At 68.8% G+C, this 12,253-nt stretch carries 11 protein-coding genes; 2 read left to right on the plus strand and 9 right to left on the minus strand.

Features of this window, described 5'->3' with window-relative positions; genetic code table 11:
- Positions 1 to 408: 408 nt before the first annotated feature.
- The 3 genes from ACZ561_RS26015 to thyX form a co-directional block, all read right to left on the minus strand.
- The gene (locus ACZ561_RS26015; protein WP_470999347.1) at positions 409 to 2,094 is read right to left on the minus strand and encodes a ribonuclease J; all 1,686 of its coding nucleotides are present in this window, start codon (positions 2,092 to 2,094) and stop codon (positions 409 to 411) included.
- A gap of 120 nt (positions 2,095 to 2,214) precedes the next feature.
- Positions 2,215 to 3,114, minus strand: coding sequence for a 4-hydroxy-tetrahydrodipicolinate synthase (gene dapA, locus ACZ561_RS26020; RefSeq protein WP_470999349.1), 900 nt, complete (start codon positions 3,112 to 3,114; stop codon positions 2,215 to 2,217).
- A 177-nt stretch (positions 3,115 to 3,291) separates the two neighbouring features.
- Positions 3,292 to 4,032: an FAD-dependent thymidylate synthase gene (gene thyX, locus ACZ561_RS26025; RefSeq protein ID WP_376443591.1), complete on the minus strand. Its 741-nt coding sequence runs from the start codon at positions 4,030 to 4,032 to the stop codon at positions 3,292 to 3,294.
- Positions 4,033 to 4,233: 201 nt separating this feature from the next.
- On the opposite strand from thyX, the gene ACZ561_RS26030 reads away from it, so the two are divergent.
- Together ACZ561_RS26030 and ACZ561_RS26035 are read left to right on the plus strand one after the other, a co-directional pair.
- The gene (locus tag ACZ561_RS26030) at positions 4,234 to 4,473 is read left to right on the plus strand and encodes a hypothetical protein (RefSeq protein WP_376443594.1); all 240 of its coding nucleotides are present in this window, start codon (positions 4,234 to 4,236) and stop codon (positions 4,471 to 4,473) included.
- Between the two features lie 94 nt (positions 4,474 to 4,567).
- Positions 4,568 to 5,122, plus strand: coding sequence for a hypothetical protein (locus ACZ561_RS26035; protein WP_470999352.1), 555 nt, complete (start codon positions 4,568 to 4,570; stop codon positions 5,120 to 5,122).
- Positions 5,123 to 5,135: 13 nt separating this feature from the next.
- On the opposite strand, the gene ACZ561_RS26040 is transcribed toward ACZ561_RS26035, so the two are convergent.
- The 6 genes from ACZ561_RS26040 to eccD all read right to left on the minus strand — a co-directional run bounded on the left by ACZ561_RS26040 (position 5,136) and on the right by eccD (position 12,177).
- Positions 5,136 to 5,588 (minus strand): hypothetical protein, encoded by a 453-nt coding sequence (locus ACZ561_RS26040; protein ID WP_470999354.1) that lies wholly within the window; start codon positions 5,586 to 5,588, stop codon positions 5,136 to 5,138.
- Between the two features lie 5 nt (positions 5,589 to 5,593).
- Positions 5,594 to 6,346: a 4-hydroxy-tetrahydrodipicolinate reductase gene (gene dapB / locus ACZ561_RS26045; protein WP_376443601.1), complete on the minus strand. Its 753-nt coding sequence runs from the start codon at positions 6,344 to 6,346 to the stop codon at positions 5,594 to 5,596.
- A 17-nt stretch (positions 6,347 to 6,363) separates the two neighbouring features.
- Positions 6,364 to 7,743, minus strand: a complete 1,380-nt coding sequence (locus ACZ561_RS26050; protein ID WP_470999356.1) for a M16 family metallopeptidase — start codon at positions 7,741 to 7,743, stop codon at positions 6,364 to 6,366.
- A complete protein-coding gene (locus ACZ561_RS26055) occupies positions 7,740 to 9,962 on the minus strand; it encodes a polyribonucleotide nucleotidyltransferase (RefSeq protein ID WP_376443607.1) in 2,223 nt (740 codons plus the stop codon). The genes ACZ561_RS26050 and ACZ561_RS26055 overlap by 4 nt, the downstream gene beginning before the upstream one ends.
- Positions 9,963 to 10,242: 280 nt before the next feature.
- Positions 10,243 to 10,533, minus strand: coding sequence for a 30S ribosomal protein S15 (rpsO, locus tag ACZ561_RS26060; RefSeq protein ID WP_147979976.1), 291 nt, complete (start codon positions 10,531 to 10,533; stop codon positions 10,243 to 10,245).
- Positions 10,534 to 10,701: 168 nt separating this feature from the next.
- A complete protein-coding gene (gene eccD / locus ACZ561_RS26065) occupies positions 10,702 to 12,177 on the minus strand; it encodes a type VII secretion integral membrane protein EccD (RefSeq protein WP_470999359.1) in 1,476 nt (491 codons plus the stop codon).
- Positions 12,178 to 12,253 lie beyond the last annotated feature (76 nt).

Genomic DNA, 12,253 nt, shown 5'->3' on the forward strand with positions numbered 1-12,253 from the left:
AAGGAACCTCGCCATCCGAAGATGGACGGGGTATCAACTAATCTGGCGTTGATTTTTGGCACGCTGTTGAGTTCTCAAGGAACGGACGCTTCCTTCGTACTCACCCTCTCGGGCTTTCCTCCGGGCTTTTCCCTTCGGTCTTGCGTTTCCGACTCTATCAGATCTTTCTGATCCGATTTCCTCGGTGCTTTCCGGCTTCTCGGTTTTTCCCGATCTGCTTTCCGGCGTTGATCCGACTTTATCAGAAGTTCTGAGTCGAATTCCCCGCCCCTTCCGGTCACCCGTTCAGGCACACGAAGGTGCCGGGTTCCCTTGCTGGCGGAGCCGTAAACGTACTGGAGCGGGGCGCCCCGATGCAAATCGAGGCGCCCCGCTCCGGGTTGACGCTGGTCAGGCAGCGCGAGCTGCTCAGACCTCCACGACGACCGGGAGGATCATCGGACGCCGGCGGTACGTGTCCGAGACCCACTTGCCGACCGAACGGCGGATCAGCTGCTGCAGCTGATGGGGCTCGACCACACCGTCCTGGGCCGACTTGTTCAGGGCCTGCTCGACCTTCGGGATGACGGCGTCGAACGCCGAGTCCTCGATGCCGGAGCCGCGGGCGTGGATGTTCGGGCCGCTCACGATCTTGCCCGTGGAGGAGTCGACCACCACGAAGACCGAGATGATGCCCTCGTCGCCGAGGATGCGGCGGTCCTTCAGGGAGGCCTCGGTGACATCGCCGACCGAGAGACCGTCGACGTACACATAGCCGGCCTGGACCTTGCCGACGATCCGCGCCTTGCCGTCGACCAGGTCGACGACGACGCCGTCCTCGGCGATGACGATGTGGTCCTTGGGGACACCCGTCATCGCGCCGAGTTCGGCGTTGGCGCGCAGGTGGCGCCATTCGCCGTGGACCGGCATCAGGTTCTTCGGCTTGCAGATGTTGTAGAAGTACAGCAGCTCGCCTGCCGAGGCGTGGCCCGAGACGTGGACCTTGGCGTTGCCCTTGTGGATGACGTTGGCACCCCAGCGGGTCAGGCCGTTGATCACGCGGTACACCGCGTTCTCGTTGCCCGGGATCAGCGAGGACGCCAGGATCACGGTGTCGCCCTGGACGATCCGGATCTGGTGGTCGCGGTTGGCCATCCGGGACAGCGCGGCCATGGGCTCGCCCTGGGAACCCGTGCAGACCAGCACGACCTCGTCGTCCGGCAGGTCGTCGAGGGTCTTCACGTCGACGACCAGGCCGGCCGGGACGCGGAGGTAGCCCAGGTCGCGGGCGATGCCCATGTTGCGGACCATCGAGCGGCCGACGAAGGCCACACGGCGGCCGTACTCGTGGGCGGCGTCGAGGATCTGCTGGATGCGGTGGACGTGGCTGGCGAAGCTCGCCACGATGATCCGCTTCTGGGCGTTCGCGAAGACGTTCCGCAGGACGTTGGAGATGTCCTTCTCCGGCGGGACGAAGCCTGGGACCTCGGCGTTCGTCGAGTCGGACAGCAGGAGGTCGATGCCCTCCTCGCTGAGCCGCGCGAACGCGTGCAGGTCGGTGAGCCGACCGTCCATCGGGAGCTGGTCCATCTTGAAGTCGCCGGTGGCGACGGCCATGCCCGCGGGGGTGCGGATGGCGACCGCGAGCGCGTCCGGGATGGAGTGGTTGACCGCGATGAACTCGCAGTCGAAGGGGCCCAGGTTCTCCCGGTCGCCTTCCTTCACCTCGAGGGTGTAGGGACGGATCCGGTGCTCCTGCAGCTTCGCCTCGATCAGGGCGAGGGTCAGCTTGGAGCCGATGAGCGGGATGTCCGGCTTGAGCCGGAGGAGGTACGGGACGCCGCCGATGTGGTCCTCGTGGCCGTGCGTCAGCACGATGCCCTCGACGTCGTCGAGGCGGTCCCGGATGGTGGTGAAGTCGGGCAGGATCAGGTCGATGCCGGGCTGCTCCTCCTCGGGGAAGAGGACGCCACAGTCGACGATCAGCAGCCGGCCTTCGAACTCGAAGACCGTCATGTTCCGGCCGATCTCACCGAGCCCACCGAGCGGAGTGACGCGCAGGCCGCCCTTGGGCAGCTTCGGCGGGGCGCCGAGTTCAGGATGCGGATGACTCAAAAGACTCTCCTCACCACACGCGCCACGTACCGCTTGGGCACGTGGCGCGCATGACATTCGTGCACTTGCTGTTGTCAGTCGATCGTTCACCGATCGGATATTCAGTTATGAAGTCTGTTGTTACAGCTGTACCCCGCCGGCGGCGAGATCGAGCTTGAGCTGGACGGTTTCCTCCGGCGAAAGCTCCACGAGGGGCAGGCGCAGCGGGCCGGCCGGGAGTCCCTGGAGGGCGAGGGCGGCCTTGGTGGTCATGACGCCCTGTGTGCGGAACATGCCCGTGTAGATCGGCAGGAGCCGCTGGTGGATCTCGGTGGCCTTCTGGACCTCGCCGTTCAGGTGGGCGTCCAGGAGTGCGCGCAGCTCGGGGGTCACGACGTGGCCGACGACGGAGACGAAGCCGCAGGCGCCCACGGAGAGCAGCGGCAGGTTCAGCATGTCATCGCCGGAGTACCAGGCGAGGCCGGATCGGGCGATGGCCCAGCTGGCACGTCCGAGGTCGCCCTTGGCGTCCTTGTTCGCGACGATCCGGGGGTGCTCGGCGAGGCGGACGATCGTCTCGGTGTCGATCGGGACGCCGCTGCGGCCGGGGATGTCGTAGAGCATCACCGGGAGCTCGGTGGCGTCGGCGATGGCCGAGAAGTGCCGGTACAGGCCCTCTTGCGGGGGCTTGTTGTAGTACGGCGTGACGGCGAGCAGGCCGTGCGCGCCGTCGCGCTCGGCGGTGCGGGCGAGCTCGATCGAGTGGTGGGTGTCGTTGGTGCCGATACCGGCGATGACATGGGCGCGGTCTCCGACCGCGTCCAGTACGGCTCGTACCAGCTCCGATTTCTCCGCGTCGCTGGTGGTCGGGGACTCGCCGGTGGTGCCGTTGATGACGAGGCCGTCGTTGCCTGCGTCCACCAGATGGGCGGCGAGTCGCTGGGCACCGTCGAGGTCGAGTGCGCCGTCAGCCGTGAAGGGCGTGACCATGGCGGTGAGGACCCGCCCGAAGGGGGTCTGCGGAGTGGAGATCGGAGCCATGGGTAACACGCTACTCGCTGCTCAGCGCCCGGTGCCCCCTCGGGGGACGTGTGAAAGGAGCCCGGCACTGCCTGCTCGGGGGTTCAAGCAGTGCCGGGTCCGTTTGATCAGCCTAGATGAACTTCGTGAAACGTCGCAATACGGACACTTCGCGTGACGGGATCGTACATCTGTGCTTTAAGGGGCCACACGGCCGTTCTTGTTGAACGCGGCATAGGTCAGCGGCATGAGCTGCGCCCAGTGCTGCTCCATCTTCTCGCCGACCATCTCGATCTCCCGCTGCGGGAAGGACGGAACCTTGGCCAGCTCGTGCTGGGTGCGCAGGCCGAGGAAGTGCATCAGCGAGCGTGCGTTGCACGTGGCGTACATCGAGGAGAACAGGCCGACGGGGAGGACCGCGCGGGCGACCTCGCGGGCGACTCCGGCGGCGAGCATCTCCTGGTAGGCCGCGTACGCCTGGATGTACGAGTCCTCCATGACGCGGCCGGTGAGCTCCTGCTGGGCCTCGCTGCCCTCGACGAAGACGTACTTGCCCGGGCGGCCCTCCTGGACCAGCTTCCGGGAGGCGTCCGGAACGTAGAAGACCGGCTCCAGCTCCCTGTAGCGACCCGATTCCTCGTTGTACGACCATCCGACGCGGTGGCGCATGAACTCGCGGAACACGAAGATCGGGGCGCTGATGAAGAACGTCATCGAGTTGTGCTCGAAGGGGCTGCCGTGCCGGTCCCGCATCAGGTAGTTGATGAGCCCCTTGGACCGCTCGGGGTCCTTCTGCAGCTCGTCGAGCGACTGCTCCCCCGCCGTGGAGACGCGGGCCGCCCACAGCACGTCCGAGTCGGCGGCGCTGTGCTTCACCAGCTCGACGGTCACATCGCTGCGGAAGCTGGGCTTGAGGTCTGCTGCGGGGGTGTCGGTCACCGGCGGGGTCCTTCCAAAGTGCGTCGCTCGGGCGGCGCCCACTCTACGGGGAGCCACTGACAGCGGAGTCCGTCACCTGCTCCCACACCCGCCCGGACCACTTTCTTTGGCCAATTCGGGGAAATCGGGCACCGAATGGTGACTTTGCTCGTCTCTCTCTGTGACACCTCACACCACAGAGCTCCAAGGAGAGTGGCCCTCATGTTTGGCCGGCGAGAAGCTGTCCCGTTCGCGTTCGTCGCTGATGCCGACCGCTTCCGCAGTAACGTCACTCCGCCGCCAAGGGAGCGCCTCAGCGTCTCCGAGGTCGCGGGCCGTACGCTTGTCGGGCTGACCGTCGTGGCCGGTCTGGTCGGATCGCTGCTCTTCGGAATCCCGTCGATGCAGTCGGGTGCGGCCGAGGGCCACCGGCAGCAGTCCGAGGCTTCCGACAGCCGTTGAGCAGTACGGCCCCCTGGGGTGGCCCGGTCGAGACCACCTGGGTAGCCTCACCGGGCACAGCCCCTTCGAGCGTGCTTGTGAGTGAGGATCAGTCGTGCCCCTGCCTTTTCTGACGGCCGACCGCGCTTTTGACGCGACCGACGACGTCGCGCTGCCGTACGACGACCACGACGAGTGGCGTCGTCCCTACCGGCCGGGACCCTGGCGGGTGGGGGCGGCCGCGCTCGCGCTGCTGCTCGCGTCGTTCGTGCTCTTCGCCGCGGTGATCATCGCCGCGGCTGCGGCCCCGGGTGGTGCCCTCGCGACCTTCGGGCTCGCCGCGGCGATCATCGTCTGTGCGCTGCGGGCGCTGCGCGTGGGCACCTGGGTCAGCCGTCATGGCGTGCGCCGGGTCGGCTTCTTCACGACGGCGACCGTGGCATGGCCCCAGGTGACGGAGCTGCGCACGGTGCAGCAGCCCGTGCGGTGGCTGGGGTTGCCCCGCACCGTGCAGGGCCAGGCGCTGACTCTCGTACGGCAGGGTGGTGAGCAGATCACGCTGCTCACCGACCACAACGCCGACTTCCTCTCCCGCATCGAGGCCTTCGACCGCGCGGCCGACACGGTCGAGGCGTGGAACGCCGAGTACGGCGCCCACGCCTCGCGTTGAGCTGACCGACCCGCTACGCGTTGATCGTGCGGCCCTCGTGGAGGGCGATCGCACGCTGCATCGCCTTGCGGGCGCGCGGGGTGTCGCGGGCGTCGTGATAGGCGACCGCGAGCCGGAACCAGCAACGCCAGTCGTCCGGGGAGTCCTCGGTCTCGGCACGCCGCTTCGCGAAGACCTCGTCGGCCGAGTCCCGGTCGATCCGGCCGCCGGCCGTGCGCTTCAACTCGTCCACGGGCAGGCCGTCTTCGGCCTCCAGCTCGCGGGCGAGCCGCTGCGCGTTCCGTGCGAAGGCGGTGTTCTTCCAGAGGAACCAGCCGCCCACGAAGGGCAGCAGGAACGCGACCGCGCCCATGCCCATGGCGGCCGGTTCGCCGGTCAGCAGGAGCAGGACGCCCTCCATCGCGACCACGCCGAAGACGAGGACGAGGACGGTGGCGAGGAAGACGTACGTGATCTTTCCGCCCATGGCCGTCAGCCCAGGTCCAGGAAGTGCTCCAGGCCGAAGGTGAGGCCGGGAGTGGTGACCACGCGGCGGGCGCCCAGGAGGATGCCCGGCATGAAGCTGGAGTGGTGCAGAGAGTCGTGACGGACGGTCAGGGTCTCGCCCTCGCCACCGAGCAGCACCTCCTGGTGGGCCAACAGGCCACGCAGGCGTACGGCGTGCACCGGAACGCCGTCGACGTCGGCGCCACGCGCACCGTCCAGGGCGGTCGCCGTGGCGTCCGGCTGGGCGCCGAGGCCGGCCTCGGCCCGGGCCGCGGCGATCAGCTGGGCGGTCCGGGTGGCGGTGCCGCTGGGGGCGTCGACCTTGTTGGGGTGGTGCAGTTCGACGACCTCGACGGACTCGAAGTACGGAGCGGCGATCTGGGCGAACTTCATCGTCAGAACAGCGCCGATGGAGAAGTTCGGGGCGATCAGGACGCCGGTCTCCGGGGAGGCGGCGAGCCAGGTGTTCAGCTGCGCGAGGCGCTCCTCGGTCCAGCCGGTGGTGCCGACGACCGCGTGGATGCCGTGGCTCACGCAGTAGTCGAGGTTGTCCATCACCGAGGCCGGGGTGGTCAGTTCGACCGCGACCTGGGCGCCCGCGTCGGCGAGCGTCTCCAGCTTGTCGCCGCGGCCGAGCGCCGCGACCAGTTCCATGTCCTCGGCGGCCTCGACGGCCCGTACCGCCTCGGAACCGATGCGGCCCTGGGCTCCGAGGACCGCCACGCGCAGCTTGCTCATTGCTCTCTGAACTCTCTCTAGGAGACGGATTCGTGCAGGCGTGCCGCCTGCTTGTCCTTCAGCGGCCCTATGACGGACAGCGAGGGGCGCTGTCCGAGCACATCACGGGCGACCTCGCGGACCTCGTCCGGGGTGACCGAGGCGATCCGGGCGAGCATGTCGTCGACGGACATCTGGGTTCCCCAGCACAGCTCGCTCTTGCCGATGCGGTTCATCAGCGCGCCGGTGTCCTCCAGGCCGAGGACGGTCGAGCCGGAGAGCTGGCCGATGGCGCGGGTGATCTCGTCGTCGGTCAGTCCGTCGGAGGCGACCTTGTCGAGCTCGTCCCGGCAGATCTTCAGCACGTCGTGGACCTGGTTGGGGCGGCAGCCCGCGTACACGCCGAAGAGGCCGCAGTCGGCGAAGCCCGAGGTGTACGAGTACACGCTGTAGGCCAGGCCGCGCTTCTCGCGGACCTCCTGGAAGAGACGGGAGGACATCCCGCCGCCGAGTGCCGTGTTCAGCACGCCGAGCGCCCAGCGGCGCTCGTCGGTGCGGGCCAGACCCGGCATACCGAGGACGACGTGCGCCTGCTCGGTCTTGCGGCCCAGGACCTCGACGCGGCCCGCGGTGCGGATCGTGCGCCGGCCGTCGCGGGGGGCGACCGGGCGGGCGTCCGTACGGGAGAGGGCGCCGGCCTTCTCGAAGGCGCGGCGGACCTGGCGTACGACCGTGGCGTGGTCGATGTTGCCCGCGGCGGCGACGACCAGATGGGTCGGGTCGTAGTGCTTCTTGTAGAAGCGGGCGATCCGGCCGCGGTCGAGGGCGTTGATGGTGTCGACCGTGCCGAGGACCGGGCGGCCCAGCGGGGTGTCGCCGAACATGGTCTGCGCGAACAGGTCGTGCACGACGTCGCCCGGGTCGTCCTCGGTCATCGCGATCTCTTCGAGGATGACGCCGCGCTCGGCGTCCACGTCCTCTTCGAGGATCAGCGAGCCGGTCAGCATGTCGCAGACGACATCGATCGCGAGCGGCAGGTCGGTGTCGAGGACCCGCGCGTAGTAGCAGGTGTACTCCTTCGCCGTGAAGGCGTTCATCTCGCCGCCGACCGCGTCGAGCGTGGCGGAGATGTCGAGGGCGCTGCGTCGCGCGGTGCCCTTGAAGAGGAGGTGCTCCAGATAGTGCGTGGCGCCGTTGAGCGCGGGCGTCTCGTCGCGGGAGCCGACGTTCGCCCAGATGCCGAAGGTGGCGGAGCGCACGGAGGGCAGCGTCTCGGTGACGATCCGCAGGCCGCCGGGGAGGGTGGTGCGGCGGACCGTGCCGATGCCGTCCTTGCCCGGGAGAAGCGTTTGGGTACGGGCGACGGCCCGCCCCTCCGAAGAGGGGCGGGCCGTCACACGGGAACTACGGGACGTCACTGGTCGGTGTCGTCCTTCTTGTCCTCGGCGGCGTTCTCTTCGTCCGCCATGACGGGGACGAGGGAGAGCTTGCCGCGCTGGTCGATCTCGGCGATCTCGACCTGGACCTTGGCGCCGACCGCGAGCACGTCCTCGACGTTCTCCACGCGCTTGCCACCGGCGAGCTTGCGGATCTGCGAGATGTGCAGCAGACCGTCCTTGCCGGGCATGAGGGAGACGAAGGCACCGAAGGTGGTGGTCTTGACGACCGTACCCAGGTAGCGCTCGCCGACCTCCGGCATGGTCGGGTTGGCGATGCCGTTGATCGTGGCGCGGGCGGCCTCGGCCTGCGAGCCCTGGGCGGCACCGATGTAGATGGTGCCGTCGTCCTCGATCGTGATGTCGGCGCCGGTGTCCTCCTGGATCTGGTTGATCATCTTGCCCTTGGGGCCGATGACCTCACCGATCTTGTCCACCGGGATCTTGACGGTGATGATGCGCGGCGCGTTCGGGGACATCTCGTCCGGAACGTCGATCGCCTCGTTCATCACGTCGAGGATGTGCAGACGCGCGTCACGGGCCTGCTTCAGCGCGGCGGCCAGGACCGAGGCGGGGATGCCGTCGAGCTTGGTGTCGAGCTGGAGCGCGGTGACGAAGGTCTTCGTACCGGCGACCTTGAAGTCCATGTCGCCGAAGGCGTCCTCCGCACCGAGGATGTCGGTGAGGGCGACGTAGTGGGTCTTGCCGTCGATCTCCTCGGAGATCAGACCCATGGCGATACCGGCGACGGGGGCCTTGAGCGGCACACCGGCGTTCAGCAGCGACATGGTGGAGGCGCAGACCGAGCCCATGGACGTCGAGCCGTTGGAGCCGAGAGCCTCGGACACCTGGCGGATCGCGTAGGGGAACTCCTCGCGCGTCGGCAGCACCGGCACGATGGCGCGCTCGGCGAGCGCTCCGTGGCCGATCTCGCGGCGCTTGGGCGAGCCCACGCGGCCGGTCTCACCGACGGAGTACGGCGGGAAGTTGTAGTTGTGCATGTAGCGCTTGCGGGTCACCGGGGAGAGGGTGTCCAGCTGCTGCTCCATACGGAGCATGTTGAGGGTGGTGACGCCCAGGATCTGGGTCTCGCCACGCTCGAAGAGCGCCGAGCCGTGCACGCGCGGGATGGCCTCGACCTCGGCGGCGAGCGTACGGATGTCCGTGATGCCGCGGCCGTCGATGCGGACCTTGTCCTTGATGATCCGCTCGCGGACCAGCTTCTTGGTCAGCGCGCGGTAGGCGCCGGAGATCTCCTTCTCGCGGCCCTCGAAGGCCGGGAGGAGCTTCTCGGCGGCGAGCTCCTTGACGCGGTCGAGCTCGGCCTCGCGCTCCTGCTTGCCGGCGATGGTGAGCGCCTGGGCGAGCTCGCTCTTGACCGCGGCGGTGAGCGCCTCCAGGACGTCGTCCTGGTAGTCGAGGTAGACCGGGAACTCGCCGGTGGGCTTGGCGGCCTTGGCGGCGAGGTCCGACTGGGCCTTGCAGAGGACCTTGATGAACGGCTTCGCGGCCTCGAGACCGGCGGCGACGACCTCCTCGGTCGGCGCCTCGGCGCCGCCCTTGACGAGCTCGATCGTCTTCTCGGTGGCCTCGGCCTCGACCATCATGATCGCGACGTCGCCGTCCTCCAGGACGCGACCGGCGACGACCATGTCGAAGACGGCGTCCTCGAGCTCGGTGTGCGTCGGGAACGCGACCCACTGGCCCTTGATCAGCGCGACACGGGTGCCGCCGATCGGGCCGGAGAAGGGCAGGCCGGCCAGCTGCGTGGAGCAGGAGGCGGCGTTGATGGCGACCACGTCGTAGAGGTGATCGGGGTTGAGCGCCATGATCGTCTCGACGATCTGGATCTCGTTGCGCAGGCCCTTCTTGAAGGAGGGGCGCAGCGGCCGGTCGATCAGGCGACAGGTGAGGATCGCGTCCTCGGAGGGGCGGCCTTCCCGGCGGAAGAAGGAGCCGGGGATCTTGCCGGCCGCGTACATCCGCTCCTCGACGTCCACCGTCAGGGGGAAGAAGTCGAGCTGGTCCTTGGGCTTCTTGGACGCGGTGGTGGCCGAAAGGACCATCGTGTCGTCGTCCAGGTACGCCACGGCGGAGCCGGCGGCCTGCTTGGCCAGGCGGCCCGTCTCGAAGCGGATGGTGCGGGTGCCGAAGGTGCCGTTGTCGATGACGGCCTCGGCGTAGTGGGTCTCGTTCTCCACTAGCGGTTTCTCCTACGTGTTCGTCTTTTCGTCCGTCGGCCCGTGTGGCCGGGGACGGTGGTGGAGGAGAAGCGCGCCTTCGGGTGCGGGCCGGTCTTCGATCGAAGCACCCGGGGATTGTGGGGTCCGGGGGCCACTACCGAGGACCGGCGGCGTGCCGGCGGCCTCTCGCTCATGATGTGGCGTTGTCCGACCAGACTAAGTGCCGGTCGGTACATCGCGCACGTACAGCAAAGGGAGCGGCCCCCTAAACGTGGGAACCGCTCCCTTCACGGCGTCCTTACTTGGCGCCGCCGGCCGCACCGCGGCGGATGCCGAGGCGGTCGACCAGGGCACGGAAGCGCTGGATGTCCTTCTTGGCCAGGTACTGCAGCAGGCGGCGACGCTGGCCGACCAGGATCAGCAGACCACGACGGGAGTGGTGGTCGTGCTTGTGCTGCTTGAGGTGCTCGGTGAGGTCCGAGATGCGGCGGGAGAGCATCGCAACCTGAACCTCGGGGGAGCCGGTGTCGCCCTCCTTCTGGCCGAACTCGGCGAAAATCTGCTTCTTCGTAGCGGCGTCGAGAGACACTCGGTACTCCTCTTGGTGTTCGATGCGCCCACGAGTGCCCCTGGTCTCGTTCTCAGGGGAGCTTCCGTGACTCGGAGGCGAAGGACCGATGAGCGCTGCTTCCAGAGAATTCCGGGAGCGCGTACACAGACGGCCGTCACACAGCGTACCAGCTGTCCGGAGTGCCCCTTACTTACTGGTGAGGGAGCGTGCCGCCATGAAGACGTCCAGGACGGCCAGGCAGAGCGGGACGAGGGAGAGCAGGACGAAGCCCTCGGTCAGGTCGAGGAGGCGGCCCCAGAAGGGCGAGAGGCCCTTCCTCGGGATGATCAGGCCGATCGCGGTGACCAGGGCGGCACCCGCGGCGACGGCGACGGTGAGCCAGATCGTACGGATGTCCAGGCCGCCGCGGTCGCCATAGATCAGCAGGTCCTTGACCAGGTCGGCCGGCGGGTTCAGGGAGAGGCCGAGGATCAGCAGGGCGATCGCGGCGATGCCGGCGACCAGGACACAGGCGACCTGCGAGGTGTAGCGGAAGAGCCGGGCCCGCAGCAGCATCGCGAGGCCGGAGGCGAGAGCGAGGAGCTGGCCCCAGACGTTCCCGGCGAAGCCGAGGACCGCGGCGGAGCCGACGACGACGGCGGCGCAGCCGCCGACGAGGCCGAGGAGCATCTCGTGGCCGCGCCGGGCCTGGAGGGCGATGCGCTCGCCGTCGACGGGCTGCGCATCGTCGGGGGTCTGGTTGGGGTCGGCGTGGAACTCGTCGTCGGTGGCGCTGCGCGGGGAGGCGTAGCCGATGGGCAGCCGGGCGAAGCGGGCGGAGAGGCCGGGCAGGAAGGCGACCAGGCCGACGGCGACCGGGGCACAGACCGCGGCGGTCTCGGTGGCCGAGGACTCGGAGAGGATCGCCAGGAAGGTGGCGAGGGTGCCGACGGTGGCCAGGAACGTCGCCGCGACGAAGGGCGCGTCGCCGCTCGGGGTGAGCGCGACCAGGGTGACGGAGGCGACCAGTACGGTCACGCAGCCGAGCAGGAACTGCAGCTGACCCGGGCCCTGGCCGGCGTCGGGTCCGACGATGCCCGAGCCGGCGATGAGCAGCAGCGGGAGGGCGCCGAGGCCGAGGGCGACGGCGGTGGCGCGGTCGCCGTAGACGCGGGCCCGCACGCCGGCGAAGGCGGTCAGCAGGACGCCCGCGGCGCCGGCGACGATGCCGGGGAGGCTGTGCATGTCGTGGCGCACGGGATCCGCGAACCAGAGCACGAAGCCCATCAGGACCAGCAGCAGAACTCCGCCGACGAGTCCGGCGCCGCGCAGCAGGTCGTCGCTCCACAGGTGCCGGTCACGGGTGACGGCTGAGGCGACGGCGTCGGAGACGTCGTCGAAGACGGCGGGCGGCAGCGACTGCGCGAAGGGGCGCAGCGAGAGGACCTCGCCGTCGAGGACCTGCTGGGCGGCGAGGGTGCGTGCCCCGTCGAGGACCGAGCCGTCGCGCCGGACGAGGTGGTAGCCGGTCGGAGTGCCGGCGGACTGGGTCTGGCCGGTGAGCCGCAGGATCTCCGGATAGACGTCGGCGACGGCGATGTCCTCCGGGAGCGCGACGTCGATACGACTGTCCGGCGCCACGACGGTGACACGGCAGAAGCCGGTCGCTGCGGTCGTACTCACGTGTCTGGACCCCCTGATTCGCGGTTGCGCACAATGCGCGCGCCACCCTACCGGGGACGGGCACAGGTAGCTGCAA

Source organism: Streptomyces sp. NPDC039609, assembly GCF_055596705.1.

Coding starts and splice junctions, on each gene's coding strand:
- ACZ561_RS26030 (WP_376443594.1), top strand. CDS start 4,234: ATGTTTGGCCGGCGAGAAGCTGTCCCGTTCGCGTTCGTCGCTGATGCC.
- dapA (WP_470999349.1), bottom strand. CDS start 3,114: ATGGCTCCGATCTCCACTCCGCAGACCCCCTTCGGGCGGGTCCTCACC.
- dapB (WP_376443601.1), bottom strand. CDS start 6,346: ATGAGCAAGCTGCGCGTGGCGGTCCTCGGAGCCCAGGGCCGCATCGGT.
- ACZ561_RS26040 (WP_470999354.1), bottom strand. CDS start 5,588: ATGGGCGGAAAGATCACGTACGTCTTCCTCGCCACCGTCCTCGTCCTC.